An 18690-nucleotide genomic window follows, 5' to 3' on the forward strand; every position below is an offset into this window, starting at 1 on the left:
AACAAGCATGGCCGGTTACTCCCGCACTGATGATTCGCCCTTTGGCCGCTGGTGGCGGAATGTGGACCGGACAACGCTGATCTGTACCTTTATTCTGATCGGGTTTGGCTACATTCTTATGCTTGCGGCCAGTCCCGCTGTGGCTGTGCGCATTGGCGCATCGCGCAACATGTTCATCTTCAAGCAGGTCATGTTCCTCAGCGTGGCCGGGCTGATTGTGACCGGTGTTTCCATGCTCTCGCGCCGGGCGGTGCTGCGGCTTTCGCTCATTGGGGGGGCACTCATGCTGGGGGCCACCATGCTCACCCTTGTGCATGGGATAGAAATTAAGGGTGCACGGCGCTGGATTGCGCTGCCACTTATGTCCCTCCAGCCATCGGAATTTCTCAAGCCGTGCTTTGCCGTGGTAACCGGGTGGCTGCTGACGGAGCGCCGGGTCTCGCGCTATTTTCCGGGGATGCTCATTGCGTTCGGCCTGTATGGCCTTATTCTGCTGCTGCTTAAATCCCAGCCCGATATTGGTATGCTTACGGTCATTACCGCCGTCTTTCTGGTCCAGTTATTTGTGGACGGGCTGAACCTGATTTTTGTTGGCTTTGGCTTTGCCTGCATGGTTGCTGCTGGCATTGCCGCGTTTTTTATCTTCCCGCATGTGCGCTCCCGCGTGGAACGGTTCATGCACCCCAATGTGGGCGACCATTACCAGATTGATACGGCCCTGCGCGCCTTTGGTAACGGCGGCCTGCTGGGCCGTGGCCCCGGTGAGGGCCGGGTCAAGGACCTGCTGCCCGACGCCCACGCGGACTTTGTGTTTGCCGTGGCGGGGGAGGAATACGGGCTTGTCATCTGCCTGCTGATCATCTGCATTTTTGCAGCGATTGTGGTGCGCACACTGCTGCGCCTGATTCGCGAGGATGACCCGTTTGTGGTCATTGCCACCACGGGGCTGCTGACAGGTTTTGGGTTACAGGCTTTTGTGAACATGGCTTCGACCTTGCATCTTATCCCCACCAAGGGCATGACGCTGCCATTCATTTCCTACGGGGGGTCTTCCGCCATGTCTGTTGCACTGGCCATTGGCATGGTGCTGGCCCTTACACGGCAACAACCCGGGGGCCTGCGCCCCGGTAACGGCTTTATCACCACTCTCAGACAATGGCGGTCAGTATGAAGTCCCGTACTATTGTGATCGCGGCCGGAGGCACTGGCGGTCATTTTTTCCCGGCCGAAGCTCTGGCTGATGCACTGGTTGCACGTGGCCACCATATTGTACTGATGACAGATGCCCGTGCTGGCAAACGCCCTAATGGCGTGTTTGCCAGCAACCCGCAGTTTGTTCTGCGTGGTGCTGGCGTAGCCGGGCGTGGCCCCGTGCGCGCCCTGCGTGCTGGCATAACGCTGCTTGCAAGCGCGTGGAAAGCCCGTGGCATACTGCAAGGCGTGCAGCCCGATGCCGTAGTCGGCTTTGGCGGCTATCCTTCCATCCCCCCTCTGCTGGGCGCGCGTCTGCTGGGCCGCAAACACCCGGCCCTGATCATCCATGAAGGCAACGCCGTACTGGGCAAGGCCAATGCCGTGCTCTCCCGCTTTGCCGATGTAATTGCCACCTCCTTCCCCACTGTTGCCAAGCTGCCCATGGGGGCCAGAACCGTGCTGACCGGTATGCCCGTCCGCCCAGCCATTGCCGCACTGGCTGGGGAGGAATGGTCCGCCCCACAGGACACCATCAATCTGCTGGTCTGGGGCGGCTCTCTGGGCGCACGTATTTTTTCGCAGGTTGTGCCCGCAGCCATTGCCCGCCTGCCAGCGGCCCTGCGCACGCGCATAAGCGTAACCCAGCAGGCGCGGGCCGATGATGTGGAGAGCGTGCGCAAGGCTTACGCCGATATTGGCGTAAACGCCCGTGTGGAGCCGTTTTTGAACGATGTGCCAGACCTGCTGCGCAAGGCGCATCTGGTCATCGGGCGTGCAGGCGGCTCCTCGGTGGCGGAAATTACAACTGCTGGCCGCCCTTCCCTGCTGGTTCCCCTACCCATTGCTGCCTCTGATGAGCAGACCGAAAACGCCCGGGCCATAACGGACGTGGGCGCAGGCTGGATGATCCGCCAGCCGGACTTTACCGCGCAGGCGCTGGCAACACGCCTGCAAGACCTTTTCACCGCTCCGGACGACCTTGCCCGTGCTGCTGCTGCCGCGGCAACACTGGCCCGCCCGGATGCCGCCCTCCGTCTGGCTGATATAGTAGAAGAATGCCTCCAACTTTCTCCTTCACCCGCCCATCCGCCCGCACTCGAGACGGAGACACGCACATGAGAGCCCTCCCCCTTTCCATCGGAACCATCCATTTTGTCGGCATTGGCGGCATTGGCATGTCCGGCATTGCAGAGGTGCTGTGCCTGCTGGGGTATTCCGTACAGGGCTCGGACATAGCGGAAAACGCCAATGTCAAACGCCTGCGGGCTGCAGGGATTCCGGTCACGATCGGGCATGATGCGGCCAATCTGGGCAATGCGCAGGTTGTAGTTATTTCCACCGCCGTCAAGCGCGACAACCCCGAGGTTGTCGCCGCACGCGCCAAGCTGATCCCCGTTGTGCGCCGGGCGGAAATGCTGGCCGAACTCATGCGCCTGCGCTGGTCCGTGGCCATTGGCGGCACGCATGGCAAAACCACCACCACCAGCCTTGTGGCTGCGGTGCTGGAAGCCGCAAAGCTGGACCCCACCGTAATCAACGGCGGTATTATTGAGGCCTACGGCACCAACACCCGCATGGGTAAGGGTGACTGGATGGTGGTGGAAGCGGATGAGAGCGATGGCTCGTTCCTGCGCCTACCCTCTGTTATTTCGGTCGTGACCAACATGGACCCCGAGCATCTGGACCACTGGGGCTCGGCCGAGGCTATGGAGGCAGCTTACGACCAGTTTGTCTCCAACGTGCCGTTCTATGGTTTTGCGGTGCTGTGCATAGACCACCCTGCCGTGCAGCAGATGATCCCGCGCCTTTCCGACCACCGGATTGTCACCTACGGCTTCTCCCCCCAGGCGGACGTGCGGGCCGAAAAGGTGATTACCGACAAGCTGGGAGCCACGTTTGAGGTCACGCTGACAGACCGCGTGACCCGCCGCACCCGCAAGGCCGGGCCTTTCCGCCTGCCCATGCTGGGCGCACATAATGTGCAGAACTCCCTTGCCGCCATTGCCGTGGCAACCGAGATGGACATCAGTGATGATGTTATTCGCTCCGGGCTGGCCAGCTTCCGTGGGGTCAAGCGCCGCTTTACCCGCACGGGGGAAGCAGGCGGCATTACCGTTATTGATGACTACGGCCACCACCCGGTGGAAATTGCAGCCGTGCTCAAGGCCGCGCGGCAGGCTGGTGCCAGCCGGGTTATTGCGGTCATGCAGCCCCACCGCTACTCCCGTCTGAGAACCCTGTTTGCTGATTTCTGCACCTGCATGAACGATGCGGACACGGTTATTGTCTCCGACGTGTATGCGGCTGGTGAGGAACCCCTGCCCGATGCCAGCCGCGACCGGCTGATAGAAGGCCTGCGTGAACGCGGACACCGGTCCGTTGTGCCACTTTCCAGCCCTGACCATCTGGCGGAAATGATTAACGCCATGGCCAAGCCGGGGGACTATGTTGTGTGTCTGGGTGCAGGCACCATCACCAACTGGGCGCAGGCCCTGCCTGCCCAGCTTGCAGCACTTCAGGCTGAACAGAAGGGCGGAAGCGCAGCATGACCGTCCCCCCCGCAACCACGCTGGACGACATGGTCCGCCACGCCTTTGCTGGCGCGCGCGGACGGGTGACCGCACAGGCCCTGCTGGGCGCACGGACGTGGTTCCGGGTAGGTGGTCCGGCGGAATGGCTGTTCCAGCCTGCGGATGCGGACGATCTGGCCGGCATGTTGCAACGCCTCTCGCCCGAACTGCCGGTTATCGCTCTGGGTGCGTGCTCCAATGTCATCATCCGTGATGGCGGGTTGGACGGCATTGTCGTGCGCATGGCGCGGGGCTTTGCCAACATTGCCGTAGAGGCAGATGGCCTTGTGGTGGGCAGCGCCTGTCTGGACGCAACGGTGGCGGAACACGCGGCGCAAGCAGGGCTTGCTGGGCTGGAGTTTCTGGCCGGTATTCCCGGTTCCATTGGTGGCGCCGTGCGCATGAATGCCGGTGCTTACGGGGCCGATATTGCCAGCGTGCTGGATTGGGCGGAAATTGTAACGCGGGATGGCAACATGCTCCGTCTGGGCAATGCCGACCTGCGCTTTGGCTACCGCCGTTCTGGCCTGCCTGAAGGCGCTATGGTCGTGCGCGCACGCCTGCGTGGCACGCCAGAAAACCCTGCTGAAATTGCGGCCCGCATTGCGGAAATCCGTACCGCGCGGGAGCAGTCCCAGCCCGTGCGCGCCCGCACCGGTGGGTCCACCTTCCGCAACCCGGACCCCGATGTTTCCAGCCGCAAAGCGTGGGAACTGATTGATGAGGCCGGATGCCGTGGCCTGCGCCAAGGGGATGCTCAGGTCAGTGAAAAACACTGCAACTTCCTGATCAATCTCGGCCACGCCACAGCCCATGATCTGGAAACTCTGGGGGGACGAAGTGCGCCAGCGCGTTGCCCAGCATTCCGGCGTGCACCTGCACTGGGAAATCAAACGCATTGGCCGAACGGAAGGAACCCCCGCATGAGCACCACCAAACGGATTACCGTGCTGATGGGTGGCATATCCTCCGAGCGGACGGTTAGCCTCTCCTCGGGGCAGGGGGTAGCGGAAGCCCTGCGCAGTCTAGGCCACACGGTCCACACGTTGGATGCCGGGGCAGACCTGCGAACACTTGTTACAGAGCTTGACGCGCAAAAGCCCGATGTCGTGTTCAACGCGCTCCATGGTCGCTTTGGCGAGGATGGCTGTATTCAGGGCATTCTGGACTGGATGGGCATTCCCTATACCCATTCTGGCGTCCGGGCCTCCGCCACGGCCATGGACAAGGCCGCCGCGCGCTCCGCCTTTTTATCCGCCGGCCTGCCGGTTGCCAAAGGACGGGTGATTGATATTGCCGAACTGAAGGCAGGTGACCCGCTCCCTGCCCCTTATGTTGTCAAACCCATTTGCGAAGGGTCTTCCGTCGGGGTTTCCATCGTCCGGCCCGGCGCCAACGTGCGCGAACGCATTGTGCAGGACTGGACCTTTGGCCCACAGGCTCTGGTGGAAGAATTTATTCCGGGGCGGGAAATTACCGTAGGCGTCATGGGGGACCGTGCCCTGACAGTGACGGACATTACCCCCACCGGCCAGGGTCACGACTTTTATGACTACGATGCCAAATACAATGCGGGCGGGTCACGCCATGTTCTTCCTGCCCAGATTGACCCAACCATTGCGCAGCAGGCGCTGGATGTTGCCGTGGCCGCCCACCGGGCGCTGGGCTGTTCCGGGGCATCCCGCTCGGACTTCCGGTTAGACGATACTGGCAGCGCCGCACCGCGCCTGATTTTGCTGGAAGTCAACACCCAGCCGGGCATGACCGCAACATCACTTCTGCCGGAACAGGCCGCCTATTGCGGCATAAGCTACCCGGAGCTGTGCAACTGGCTGGTTGAGCAGGCCGCCTGCCGCCAATGAAGCGCCCCGCCAGCCGCCCCTCCCGCACGGGACTGTTCCTTAAGCGCCAAAAACGTCTGCTGCGCCCCGTAGCCGGGTTTATGCTGCTGGCAGCCTTGGGTGCCGGGGTTTATCTGGCGGTGCCACTCCCAACCTTGCAAAAGCAGATAGCCCCCCTGCGGGACAAAATACTGGGCACGTCCGCTCTGCGCGTCACCAGTATTCGGATAGAAGGGGCTAACCTGACCAGCGACAGCGCCATTCGCAACGCACTGAACATTGCCGTGGGGGACCCTGTTCTGAACTTCAACGTCTCCCACGCGCGGGAGGCATTGAACGCCCTGCCTTTTGTTGACCACGTCAGCGTGGAACGCCACCTGTCGGGCGAAATTGACGTGCATATTACGGAGCGTCCGCCCTATGCGGTATGGCAGCATCAGGGGCATTTTATTCTAATCGACCGGCAGGGGCAAAAAGTGCCTGACCAGGGCAGTAACGACAAAGATGCAACGGCCTTTGCAAAACTGCCGCTGGTCGTAGGGGAAGGCGCGAATGAAAACGCAGCCGCCCTGATTGATGTGCTGCAACAGGAACCGGACGTTAAATCCCACGTTACGGCTGCCGTGCGCGTAAGCAACCGCCGCTGGAACCTCAGCCTAAAGGACGGCGCAACCGTACTCCTGCCCGAAGGGGAAGAAGCCCCGGCCATTCACCGCCTTGCCCGGTTAAATGCAAACACCCAACTTCTGGAACGCCCGGTGGTGCTGATTGACATGCGCCTGCCCGACCGGCTGACAATCCGGGAACGCCCGCCCGAATCCTCCTCCACGACCACACCGCAAGGGGGAGACGCGGCCAAAGGCAGCCCCTCCCCACACACAGCCCACCACACCTCGATGACCAAAGACCCAACCAGACCAACTCCGGAGGAAAGCCGAGATGAATGACCAAGCGCACTTCCCTGCTTCCCCCGAACTCAACTTGGCCAACCGCCTGCACAAAAAGCGGGCTCACGCACCGGCAGGTTCCATGCTCCGCATGAGTGGGGGGGACAGCTCCCTCCCTCTACCTCCCAGCGAGAAGAACAAGCGCCCGCACACATGGCGGAGCGGTTACAGCGCGGTGCTGGATATTGGGTCCACCAAAATTACCTGCCTGATTGGCAAGGGCGAACCCAACGGTATGCTCCGTGTGGCAGGCTATGGCTGGCGCCGCTCAGCCGGGGTCCGTAATGGCGCCATTACCGAGTTGCAGGAGGCGGAAGCCGCCATACGAGCAACTGTTGCGCAGGCCGAAAACATGGCCGAACGCACCATAGACAAAGTGGTGGTCAACCTGTCCTGCGGGCATCCTGCCAGCCGCCTGTTCAATGTACGCTGGCCCATTGGTGGCCGGGTTGTGACCGAGGCGGACATCCGCCGCGTTGTGACCGAAGGCCGCGTACAGGCTACCGTGCAGGGGCGTGAAGTCATTCACACCCTGCCCATCGACTTTACGGTAGATGATACAGAGGGTGTGTCCGACCCACGAGGCCACCTGTGCGAAACGCTCAAGGCCCGGCTGCATATTATTGATGCGGCAACCACAGCATTGCTGAACCTTGAAACCGTTTTAAACCGTGCCGAACTCCGCATGGAGGCACTGGTCTCCTCCCCGCTTGCATCTGGCCTGTCCGTGCTGGATGCAGATGAGCGGGACCTTGGCACAACGGTTGTGGACATGGGCGGCGGCACCACATCGTTTGCAGTCTTTGGCGAAAGTCAGATTCTGCATACGGCCCAGATTGGTGTTGGTGGCCTGCACGTTACGCGTGACATTGCACGCGGCCTTGGCACATCGCTCGACAATGCGGAACGGCTGAAAACCGTTTATGGCAGCGCCGATCTGGCGTCCGACGTAGAGGACGAAATTCTGACCGTGGAACTGCTGGGGAATGACGTACCCCACTTCGAGCAGATTTCCCGCGCGCAGCTTGGCCGCATCATTCGCCCCCGTATGGAAGAAACATTGGAACTTGTGCGCGAAAAAACTGGATGGCGCCGGCCTTGGCATGGCCGCCAGTGGCCGCATTGTGCTGACGGGTGGCGGCTCCCTGCTGGATGGAATCCGCCCTCTGGCGGAGCGCATTCTGGGTGTGCCGGTCAGTGTTGGCCGCCACTCCGGGCCCGGCTTTACGCGCTCGGTCCGGCTGGGTCGCCCCAAAAACATTGCAGGTCTGCCTGAAGATACCGCAGCCGCAGCAGGCTTTGCCACAGCGGCGGGCCTTCTGTTCTGGGCTGCCAGTGCGGAGCGCCCGTTCAGCGATGTGGAATTCCGTGAAGCTGCTCCAACTGGTTTTTTACAAAAACTGGTTGCTTTTATTCGTGAGAGGGTTTGATTTGCGCCGCAAAAGATTGGTAAACTATTTGCAATCTTATCCGCCACGCCATCGTTAACCCGCCGTAGTCCGGGAGAGACACATGACACTCAACCTAACCGTTCCACCCCAGACTCATGCTGATTTTTCACCCAAAATCACCGTTATCGGCGTTGGTGGTGGGGGAACGAACGCGGTTGACAACATGATTGCGTCCAACCTGGAAGGGGTAGAGTTTGTTGTAGCCAACACCGATGCGCAGAGTCTGGCCAAAAGTCTGGCCGACAGCCGCATCCAGCTTGGCCCGCACCTAACCCACGGCCTTGGCGCAGGTGCCAAGCCCGAAGTGGGCCGCGCTGCGGCGGAAGAAGCCGCGGACGAAATTGCCCGGTATCTGGACGGCGCGCACATGGTGTTCATCACCACAGGCATGGGTGGCGGCACGGGCACGGGGGCGGCTCCGGTTATTGCCCGTATGGCGCGTGAGCGGAACATTCTGACCATTGGCGTGGTCAGCAAACCCTTTGCTTACGAAGGCAAGCGCCGCGCCCGTGTGGCGGACGAAGGTATTCAGGAACTTCAGCAGTATGTTGATACGCTGATTGTCATCCCCAACCAGAATCTTTTCCGCATTGCCAATGAGCGCACCACCCTGCGTGAAGCCTACAAGCTGGCTGACGAAGTTTTGAACATGGGCGTGCGCGGCGTAACCGACCTGATGATGGAACGCGGTTACGTTAACCTCGACTTTGCCGATATCCGCAGCGTTATGGCGGAAATGGGCAAGGCCATGATGGGCACGGGCGAAGCCGAAGGTGAAAACCGCGCGGTGGAAGCCGCCGAGGCCGCCATTTCCAACCCACTGCTGGAAGACACCTGCATGGCCACCGCCAAGGGCCTGCTGGTCAATGTAACCGGTGGTGAAGACATGACCTTCTTTGAAGCGGAAGAAGCCTTTAACCGCATCTGCCGCGAAGTGCCCGAAGACGCCAACATGATCTTTGGTACGGTCATTGAAGAAAAAATGAGCGGGCGCATCCGTGTCTCCGTTGTGGCCACGGGTATTGACGTACCCTCCACCGGGTCCGAACGCCCCCATCTGACTGCCGTGGAAACCGAAGTTCAGCCGGAGCCACAGCAGCAGGCGACTCCCAACGCGCAGCCCAATATGGCCGCCGCCCCCGCTGCTGCACAGGCACCAGCAGCAGAACAGCCAGTCGGTGTGCAGCCGCAGGCCTATGCACCGCCTCCCGGCCATGCTGCCCCACCTGCACACAGTGTGCCGGGTCAGGTAGCCTCTGCGGCTCCGCAGCCCCGCCAGCCCGCTCCGGCCCCTGCACAGGCTCCGGCAGCCTCCAAACATGCCAACCTGTTTAGCGAACCGCCGCGCCCAACCGCCTACCCTGTGCAGGACCCCAACGCACGCAGCCTGTTTGGCCGTGTAACGGGAGCCTTCCGCCGCGCAACTACGCCAGAACCTCGGCAAGAACCTGTTGCGCAGTCTCACCCCACCATCAGTCAGGCTGAACAGGGTGCGCCTCGGCAGGGTGAAGGTGATAACGGGCTGGAAATTCCGACCTTTCTGCGCCGTTAAGCAGCACGCTGCTCACCCCAGCAATAGGGCTCTGGCCGTGTTGCTGGGCATGAAACAGATAGCAATAATCATTGACTCGCATCTGACCCAGACAGCCCCTAGCTTTACCGTGACGTAAGTTTCCATACGAACACGGGATGGTCGGGAACATGGACAATCTGTCAGGGGAGCCTACCCCGTATTCCAAATCTGCGGAGATTCTCCCAGCTACTATGCGACAGATGCGCACAACAAGCTCCCCCGCTCAGCATACCTTGCACCACGCCATTTCGGCCGTGGGCATTGGCTTGCATACAGGCCGCTCCATCAACCTGACCATGGAGCCAGCGCCAGCCGGGCATGGCATTGTCTTCCAGCGCACAGACTTGCCAGATGCAGCCCCTCTGCCCGCGCGGTATGATTATGTTGTGGAAACACGCCTGAACACGGTGCTGGGTGATAAAAACCACCCAGAAAACCGGGTTGCCACAGTTGAGCATCTGATGGCAGCATTGTGTGGCTGTGGCATAGATAACGCCCGTATTCTGGTAGATGGACCCGAAACCCCTGTTTTTGATGGTTCGGCCGCAGACTTTGTCTTCCTGCTGGACTGCGCAGGCCGCAAGACGCAGGACTTACCGCGCCGCGTCATACAGGTTATGGAACCTGTCCGGGTCGATTATAAAAATGCGTGGGTGGAACTGCTGCCCAATGATGGTCCAACCCCGCACCTTTCCATGAGCATTGATTTTCCCGCCAGCGCCATTGGCACGCAGAGCTTTGCGCTGGACCTTACGCCCACAACCTTCCGCAACGATCTGGCGCGCAACCGCACCTTTGCCATGCGGCAGGAAATTGAAGCCCTGCATCAGGCCGGGCTGGCACTCGGCGGGTCCCTGCTCAACGCCATTGTTGTGGATAATGACCATGTTCTTAACCCCACCGGCCTACGGTGCCCGGATGAGTTCATCCGGCACAAGATCATGGATGCGGTAGGGGATCTTTATATGGCGGGGGCTGTGCTTAATGCCCGTTTTCGCGGTTACCGCTCGGGCCATGCTCTTAACAACCAACTTCTTCACGCCCTGTTCGCACAAAGCTCAGCTTGGCAGGACACCACAAACCTGCAATCCGCATCGGCTGCGGCCTGACCAGCTTTTTATCTGACACATTCAATAATCGGCGTTTCTTTGCTTTTCTTGATCCGCTGGCATGCTATAAGATTTCGTCTCGATCTGAAGAGCCGGTATGTTTGATATTTCTATAAAAACACAGTCAATCCGTCGTCATCTGCCGTTCGTGCTCTCAGCTCTGATGCTGACGGGGCTTACCGGTTGCAGCCTCTTATCTGGCGATAAAAAAAAGCCGCCGTCTCCCAAGATCGCGCCGCCAGAAACGCTCTATAATAACGGCATTGATGCGCTGCGCACCCGCCGTTACGAACTGGCCTCCGCCGAGTTTGAAACCCTCCAGCAGAATTATCCGTATTCGGGCTACATCCCCAATTCGCAGCTGATGGAAGGGTACGCCTACTACCTCAAGACGAAGTACCCCGAGGCCGTGCAGCAGCTAAACCGCTTTATTAGCCTGCACCCCACCAGCACCGACTCTGCCTATGCCTACTACCTGCGCGCGCTGTGTTTTTATGAGCAGATAGCCGACGTGCAGCGTGACCAGCAGGGTACGGCAGAAGCCATGGATGCGCTGGAAGAAGTGGTAACACGCTTCCCCCAGAGCAAATATGCGCGCGATGCCCAGCTCAAGATTGATCTTTGCCGTGACCATCTGGCCGGGAAGGAAATGCTGGTTGGCCGCTACTACCAGCGCGAACGGAACTACGAAGGCGCAATCAACCGCTACCAGCGCGTTGTGCAGGACTTCCAGACCACAAACCATGTGCCCGAAGCACTGGAACGTATGGTGGAAGTCTACCTTGATCTGGGGTTAACGGATCAGGCGCGCAAATCCGCCACTGTTCTGGGTTACAATTACCCCGGCAGCCAGTGGTACAAATACGCGTATGACAAGCTTAAAAGTAACCATCTGCTTGACGGCAAACTCCCCGTTCCCGGCACGGTTGTAACCGCGCCAGCAGTTAAGCCTGTGGTAGAATCCCATACATCGGACACCCGCGATGAGCGGATGACCGCACCCGCCGCGCTACAACCCGCACCAGCGCAGCCTGCGCCCAAAACACCCGTAACCGCGCAACCTGTAACGGACCCCACCCCCGCCACCAAAAAGTAATGCGGGGCGTTCCATTTTTCTCTTGAATTAAGAACACAACGGGAACATACAGGAGGCAGTCCCTTCTGTAACGCAGCAGGGGCCTGTCTGTTCAGGCTATGGCAGGAGCAGGCGGTTTGTTCGGTCTGTTCCTCAGACTCCAGTCATTTCAGGTGTGAACCTAAAAGCCGGATGTCGCCATGCTGACTCATCTTTCCATCAGAGACGTTGTGTTGATTGAGGCGCTGGACCTTGCGCTCCACCCCGGCTTTACCGCCCTAACGGGGGAGACTGGGGCAGGTAAATCCATTCTGCTGGATAGTCTGGGTCTGGCTATGGGGGAGCGAGCCAATGCGGGGCTGGTGCGCGCAGGCGCGAATGAAGCCCGCGTAACCGCCTGTTTTGAAACACCAGCCAGCCACATGGTTTACGCCCAGTTGGAAGAACAGGGCATTCCTGCCGACAAAGGCGAACCGCTGGTTCTACGTCGCGTCATCTCGCGCGAGGGGCGCTCCCGCGCATGGATTAACGACCAGCCCGTTGGCCTGACCCTACTCCGCAGGATTGCCGCCCAGCTTATTGAAATTCAGGGCCAGCATGAACAGATGGGGCTGGCCGACGCCAGCACACACCGCGACCTGCTTGATGCTTACGGCATAAAACCCAAACAGCTAAAAACCGTGGCGCAGGCTTTTACCCTTTGGCAAGACCTGCGCCAGAATCTGGCAAGCGCCCAAAAAGCGTTGGCAGATGCCGCCCGCGAGGAAGAATGGCTCCGCCATACGGTGGACGAGCTCTCCTCCCTTGCACCTCAACCGGGAGAAGAAAGCCTACTCGCGCAGCAGCGCCACGCGCTTCAGCAAGCAGAACGGCGGGGAGAAGCCGTTGCCGCTGCCCTGTCCGAACTCACTCCGCGTGACCGCCGTTCCACTGCTCCCGCAGCGGCCCTGCGTGCAGCCAGCCGTGCTCTTTTGCGGCTGGTTCCCTCTTCCACCTCTGCGGACACCGCCACAGCCGAAGCTGACGTACTGGCAAACCGCACAACAGAAGCACTCAGCGCGCTGGAAAATGCAGAAAATGCCTTGGCCGAGGCCGAAAGCCTGCTCTCCCGCCTTATGGCGGATACCGAAGCCAATCCGCGCGAACTGGAAGATACGGAAGAACGGCTGTTTGCGCTCCGCTCCGTTGCCCGCAAACACAATGTGCTAGTGGATGAGCTGGCAGCCTTGCTTGATCAGCTCACCAGCCGCCTGAACGCGTTAGAAAATGGCGCGACCGAACTGGAAGGCCTGCGTCAAGCCACGGAAGAAGCCCGTCTTGCCTATATCCGTGCGGCGGAAAACCTGACAACCGCCCGCACGCAAGCCGCCCAAAAGATGGAGCAGGCCGTCACTGCCGAACTCAAACCCATTAAGCTGGAAAAAGCCCGCTTTCTAGCCGAAATTCAACCTCTGCCAGCAGAGCAATGGAGCCGCCACGGCATGGAGCAGGTGACGTTCCTTATTGCCGCCAACCCCGGCCAACCGCCCGGTCCTATTGCCAAGGTTGCATCGGGGGGCGAACTCTCCCGCCTGATGCTCGCCCTCAAGCTGGTTCTGGCTGGCCAGTCGGGCATTGGCACGCTCATTTTTGATGAGATTGATGCAGGCGTTGGCGGTGCAACAGCCGCCGCCATTGGCGAGCGCCTGCACCGGCTGGCCCTTAACGTGCAGGTTCTGGCTGTAACCCACAGTCCGCAGGTTGCCGCCAGTGCGGATGCGCACCTGCGTATTGGCAAACAGACGCGTAACGGGCAAACAGCAACCCACGCCACCCCGCTGGCCCAAACCGAACGCAGGGAAGAAATTGCACGCATGTTGGCGGGAGACACCATTACCGATGCAGCCCGCGCCGCTGCCGCCAGCCTGCTGGAACCTAAAAAATGACGACCAGAACAACCGCAATCGCAGAAATGAGCCTCCAGCAGGCCCGCGCCGAACTTGAAGAGCTGGCAGCCAGAATTGCCCACCATAATGCGGCCTATTACCGCCAAGATGCGCCAGAAATCAGCGATGCGGAGTACGACAGCCTACGCCAGCGCTATAATGCGCTGCTTGCCCAATTCCCGGATGCAGAGCCTGAAAACAGCGCCGCCAATGCGGTTGGCGCGGCACCTGATACGGCTTTTGGCAAACATGAGCACCTTGTGCCCATGCTCTCGCTCGATAACGTGTTTGACCGCGAAGAGTTTGAAAGTTTCATCAGCCGCGCCACCCGCTTTTTGGGGCTTGAGCAAAACGAGGCCGCAGCACTGCGTTTGGTCGGCGAACCCAAGATTGATGGCCTTTCCATCAGCCTGACATACGAGCACGGCGTGTTCATACGTGGCACAACGCGTGGCGATGGTGCTGAGGGAGAGGACGTCACAGCCAACCTGCGCACATTGCGCGACCTCCCGCTCAAACTGCCAGCCCCCTACCCTGACCTGATCGAAATTCGGGGGGAGGTCTTCCTTTCCAAGCGGGACTTCCTCGCTCTCAATGCTGCGCAGGAGGAGGCGGGCAAACGCCTGTTTGCCAACCCACGCAACGCAGCAGCTGGATCACTCCGCCAGCTTGACCCAAGCGTTACGGCCCAACGCCCGCTTTCTCTTTTTGCCTATGCGCAGGGGTTCTGCTCAAACAAAACGACCCGTAGCCATTGGACCTATCTGGAGCAGCTTCGGGCATGGGGCTTCCCTGTTAATCCGCTCTCTCGCCAGATTGAGGGCGCTGCCCATGCCGAGGCATTTTTTGAAGACGTCAGCCGCGAACGCGCAGACCTTGCCTATGATATTGACGGCGTTGTTTACAAAATTGATGACCTGTCCCTACAGGAGCGGCTGGGGTTTGCTGGCCGTGCCCCCCGTTGGGCCATTGCGTGGAAGTTCCCCGCAGAGCAGGCCACAACACGCCTGAACACCATAGAAATTCAGGTCGGTCGCACTGGCGCCCTGACCCCGGTTGCCCATCTGGAACCCGTTAATGTTGGCGGTGTTCTGGTAACCCGCGCCACCTTGCACAATGAGGATGAGATTAACCGCAAGGATGTGCGCGAAGGGGACATGGTGTTTGTCCAGCGTGCGGGCGATGTTATTCCGCAGGTGCTGGGCCTTGCTCCGCAGGGCGAGAATGCTGGCGCGCGCCAACCGGCCTTCCGCTTTCCCGACCACTGCCCGGCCTGTGGGGCGCTGGCGGTCCGGCCGGAAGGTGAGGTCGTTCGCCGCTGCACGGGCGGGCTGACCTGCCCCGCTCAAGCGGTGGAACGCCTGATCCACTTTGTCTCCCGCCTCGCCTTTGACATTGAAGGGCTGGGGGACCGCAGCATCCGCGAATTTTATGATGCCGGGCTGATCCGCACCCCGACCGATATTTTCCGGCTTAAAAACCACGCAGCGGAGCTGGAACAGCGCGATGGCTGGGGCGAGCAGTCCGTGCGCAATCTGCTTCAGGCCATAGAAGAGCGGCGCACAATCTCCCTCTCCCGTTTTATTTATGCGCTGGGTATCCGCCGTATTGGGGAGAGTAACGCCCGCCTGCTGGCCCGCCACTATGGCACCTACACCAACTGGCTGCGCCAGATGGAGGCCGCCACCATTATCGGTTCCGATGCCCGGCTGGAACTGGGGTCCATTACCGGCATTGGCAACGCCATAGCAACGGATGTGGTGGCCTTTGTGGCCGAACCGCATAACCAGACCACACTGGCCGAACTGAGCGCGGAACTGAATATTACCGAGGAAAGTGCGGCAAGTGGCGGCCCTCTGGCGGGCAAGACCATTGTGTTTACCGGCACGCTGGTCACCATGACCCGCCCAGAGGCCAAGGCGACCGCCGAACGCATGGGGGCCAAGGTATCCGACTCCGTCTCCAAAAAGACAGATCTGGTGGTGCTGGGCGAAAAAGCAGGGTCCAAAGCCAAAAAGGCCGCAGAGCTGAACATCCAGACCATGGATGAGGCAGAATGGAACGCCTTTTGCGCATCAAACGGATAGAAGGGCCGCAACGGCAGTTTTTTACCATTCCTGCATAAAAGAGAGATTGCCCGACAGCAAAATCTGCGCCATGCTGCCGGGCAACGAAGGGGTGGAGTTCGTCGTCCAAACCAAAAATAAAAATTCCGTGCCCAGTCCGGCTGCTGTTCCGGTATCCCCTGTTCCCATCCCCTCGGTCGGAACTTCAGCTCATCTGGCACAAAAGAATGAAGTGAACGGCAAAATGACCAAGTGGATCTACAGTTTCGGCGCGGGCCAAAGCGAAGGCAACGCCGGGATGCGCAATCTCCTCGGCGGCAAGGGCGCCAATCTGGCGGAAATGGCCAATATTGGCCTGCCGGTGCCCCCAGGATTTACCATTACCACTGAAGTCTGCACCGCCTTTTACGATAACGGACGGAAGTACCCGGCCGAGCTGGAAGCCCAGCTTGAAGCCGCTATGGGTCTGGTTGAAAAAGCCATGGGCCTGCGCTTTGGCGATGCCGAAAACCCCCTTCTGGTTTCTGTCCGTTCTGGTGCGCGTGTTTCCATGCCGGGTATGATGGACACGGTGCTCAACCTCGGTCTGAATGATGAGACGGTTGAAGGCCTTGTCCGCTCCTCTGGCGATGCCCGCTTTGCATGGGACAGCTACCGCCGCTTCATTCAGATGTACGGCTCTGTTGTGCTGGGTGTGCCGCACCACGAATTTGAAGACCTGCTGGAGCAGGTCAAGCGCGCCACCGGCAAGCTGGACGACACTGCCCTGACTGCGGAAGAATGGCAGGAAGTTGTTAAAAGCTACAAGCAGATCGTCCTCAAGGAAACGGGGTCCGCTTTCCCCGAAAATCCAAAGGACCAGCTCTGGGGCGCCATTGGAGCCGTCTTTGGCTCATGGATGAACCCGCGCGCCAACACCTACCGCAAGCTGCATGACATTCCCGCAAGCTGGGGCACGGCTGTTAACGTTCAGTCCATGGTGTTCGGCAACATGGGGGATGACTGTGCAACGGGCGTCTGCTTCACCCGCGACCCCTCCACGGGCGAAAACATCTTCTACGGTGAATACCTGATAAACGCACAGGGTGAAGACGTTGTGGCCGGTATCCGCACCCCGCAGCCCATGGCCGAAAGCCGTGCGGTTGAGGGCCAGGCCTCCATGGAAAAAGCGCTGCCTGCCGCTTATCAGGAACTGCTCAAGGTGCGTGACCTGCTGGAACGCCACTACCGTGACATGCAGGACATTGAATTTACGGTTCAGGCTAACAAGCTCTACCTGTTGCAGACCCGATCGGGTAAGCGCACGGCGGCAGCGGCCCTGCGCGTAGCCATTGATATGGCCAAGGAAGGCCTGATTACGCAGGAAGAAGCGGTAACACGCGTTCCTCCCGCATCGCTTGACCAGCTACTGCACCCTGTTCTGGACCCCAAGGCCGAACGCCAGCTGCTAACCCGTGGCCTGCCCGCATCGCCGGGTGCCGCCACCGGCATTATCGCCTTCTCTGCCGAGGATGTGGAAGACCGCGCCGCCAAGGGTGACGATGTTATTCTGGTGCGCATTGAAACCTCGCCTGAAGACGTGCACGGCATGCATGCAGCCCGTGGTGTGCTGACCACCCGTGGCGGTATGACCTCCCACGCAGCCGTTGTAGCCCGTGGCATGGGCCGCGTATGTGTGGCGGGTGCAGGCAGCATTGCGGTGGACTACAAGGCCCAGACCATGACTGTGGACGGCCACACGCTCAAAGCGGGTGACTGGATTACGCTGGATGGTGGTACGGGAGCTGTTTACAAGGGCCGCGTGCCCACCATTCCACCCACCCTGTCGGGCGATTTTGCAACGCTTATGGGATGGGCAGATGGCGTGCGCCGCCTTGGTGTGCGCGCCAATGCCGAAACCCCGGAAGATGCAGAAACCGCCCGCCGCTTTGGTGCGGAAGGCATTGGCCTGTGCCGGACCGAACACATGTTCTTTGGCCCGGACCGTATTGGCCATGTACGTCAGATGATTATGGCTGACGATGTGGCAACACGCGCCCGCGCCATTGAAGCCCTGCTGCCGTTCCAGCGTGGGGACTTTACGGAACTGTTCCGCATTATGGCGGGCCTGCCCGTTACCATCCGCCTGCTGGACCCGCCGCTGCATGAGTTCCTGCCGCATGGTGAGGCCGAACTGGCCGATGTTGCCAAGGCTCTGGGCAAGGATGTGGAAAGCCTGCGCGCACGTCGCTCGGCTCTGTCTGAATCCAACCCCATGCTTGGCCACCGTGGCTGCCGTCTGGGTATTACCTACCCGGAAATTTACGCCATGCAGGTGCGTGCCATTACCGAGGCCGCGCTGGATGTTGCCAAGGAAACCGGCAAGGCTGTGGACCCGGAAATCATGATCCCGCTGATTGGCACCAAGGCCGAGCTGGATCTGGTTCGCAAGTCCTGCGAAACCGTGATTGCCGATGTGCTTGAAGAACGCGGCACCCAGTTGTCCTACAAAATTGGCACCATGATTGAGCTGCCCCGTGCAGCTCTGACCGCCGACCAGATTGCCCAGAGTGCTGATTTCTTCTCCTTCGGCACAAACGATCTGACGCAGACAACGCTGGGCCTCTCGCGCGATGATGCTGGCTCCTTCCTGCCAGAATATGTGGAAAAAGGGCTGCTGCCGCAGGACCCCTTCATTTCCATTGACCGCGAAGGCGTAGGTGCGCTGGTGCGCATGGGTGTGGAAAAAGGCCGCGCATCCAAGCCGGATATCAAGCTTGGCATCTGTGGCGAACATGGTGGTGACCCGCTCTCCATTTCCTTCTTCGAGGAAGTCGGGCTGGATTACGTGTCCTGCTCACCCTTCCGCGTTCCGGTCGCCCGACTGGCCGCAGCACAGGCGGCACTTGCCGCACGCAATAACAAGGCTGTCAAAGCCTAAGGAAAGAGTGGCCGCCTCC

General features: G+C 60.2%; 11 protein-coding genes and 2 pseudogenes. All 13 read left to right on the forward strand.

The window, feature by feature from the left end:
• Positions 1-7: 7 nt before the first annotated feature.
• The 13 genes and pseudogenes from AGA_RS10615 to ppdK all read left to right on the forward strand — a co-directional run bounded on the left by AGA_RS10615 (position 8) and on the right by ppdK (position 18671).
• Positions 8-1171 carry an FtsW/RodA/SpoVE family cell cycle protein gene (locus AGA_RS10615; RefSeq protein ID WP_059024278.1) on the forward strand — a complete coding sequence of 388 codons (1164 nt, stop codon included), beginning with the start codon at positions 8-10 and terminating at the stop codon, positions 1169-1171.
• A complete protein-coding gene (gene murG / locus AGA_RS10620; RefSeq protein WP_059024279.1) occupies positions 1168-2313 on the forward strand; it encodes an undecaprenyldiphospho-muramoylpentapeptide beta-N-acetylglucosaminyltransferase in 1146 nt (381 codons plus the stop codon). The genes AGA_RS10615 and murG overlap by 4 nt, the downstream gene beginning before the upstream one ends.
• Complete coding sequence (gene murC / locus AGA_RS10625; RefSeq protein WP_059024280.1) at positions 2310-3743, forward strand: UDP-N-acetylmuramate--L-alanine ligase; 1434 nt, start codon at positions 2310-2312, stop codon at positions 3741-3743. Before murG ends, murC begins: the two co-directional genes overlap by 4 nt.
• Positions 3740-4691, forward strand: a pseudogene (gene murB / locus AGA_RS10630) (UDP-N-acetylmuramate dehydrogenase). The gene murC and the pseudogene murB overlap by 4 nt, the downstream one beginning before the upstream one ends.
• Positions 4688-5626: a D-alanine--D-alanine ligase gene (locus AGA_RS10635; protein WP_059024281.1), complete on the forward strand. Its 939-nt coding sequence runs from the start codon at positions 4688-4690 to the stop codon at positions 5624-5626. The pseudogene murB and the gene AGA_RS10635 overlap by 4 nt, the downstream one beginning before the upstream one ends.
• Complete coding sequence (locus AGA_RS10640) at positions 5623-6552, forward strand: cell division protein FtsQ/DivIB (protein WP_083503622.1); 930 nt, start codon at positions 5623-5625, stop codon at positions 6550-6552. The genes AGA_RS10635 and AGA_RS10640 overlap by 4 nt, the downstream gene beginning before the upstream one ends.
• A pseudogene (gene ftsA / locus AGA_RS10645) lies at positions 6545-7982 on the forward strand (cell division protein FtsA). The gene AGA_RS10640 and the pseudogene ftsA overlap by 8 nt, the downstream one beginning before the upstream one ends.
• An 82-nt stretch (positions 7983-8064) precedes the next feature.
• The gene (gene ftsZ / locus AGA_RS10650) at positions 8065-9555 is read left to right on the forward strand and encodes a cell division protein FtsZ (RefSeq protein WP_059024282.1); all 1491 of its coding nucleotides are present in this window, start codon (positions 8065-8067) and stop codon (positions 9553-9555) included.
• Between the two features lie 149 nt (positions 9556-9704).
• Positions 9705-10685, forward strand: a complete 981-nt coding sequence (lpxC, locus tag AGA_RS10655; RefSeq protein WP_059024283.1) for a UDP-3-O-acyl-N-acetylglucosamine deacetylase — start codon at positions 9705-9707, stop codon at positions 10683-10685.
• Positions 10686-10782: 97 nt separating this feature from the next.
• Complete coding sequence (locus tag AGA_RS10660) at positions 10783-11781, forward strand: outer membrane protein assembly factor BamD (RefSeq protein WP_059024284.1); 999 nt, start codon at positions 10783-10785, stop codon at positions 11779-11781.
• Positions 11782-11960: 179 nt separating this feature from the next.
• Positions 11961-13685, forward strand: a complete 1725-nt coding sequence (gene recN, locus AGA_RS10665; RefSeq protein WP_059024285.1) for a DNA repair protein RecN — start codon at positions 11961-11963, stop codon at positions 13683-13685.
• A gap of 26 nt (positions 13686-13711) precedes the next feature.
• A complete protein-coding gene (ligA, locus tag AGA_RS10670; RefSeq protein WP_157065386.1) occupies positions 13712-15772 on the forward strand; it encodes an NAD-dependent DNA ligase LigA in 2061 nt (686 codons plus the stop codon).
• A 223-nt stretch (positions 15773-15995) separates the two neighbouring features.
• Positions 15996-18671, forward strand: coding sequence for a pyruvate, phosphate dikinase (gene ppdK / locus AGA_RS10675; protein ID WP_059024832.1), 2676 nt, complete (start codon positions 15996-15998; stop codon positions 18669-18671).
• Positions 18672-18690 lie beyond the last annotated feature (19 nt).

Source organism: Acetobacter ghanensis, from assembly GCF_001499675.1.
GTDB classification, from domain to species: domain Bacteria; phylum Pseudomonadota; class Alphaproteobacteria; order Acetobacterales; family Acetobacteraceae; genus Acetobacter; species Acetobacter ghanensis.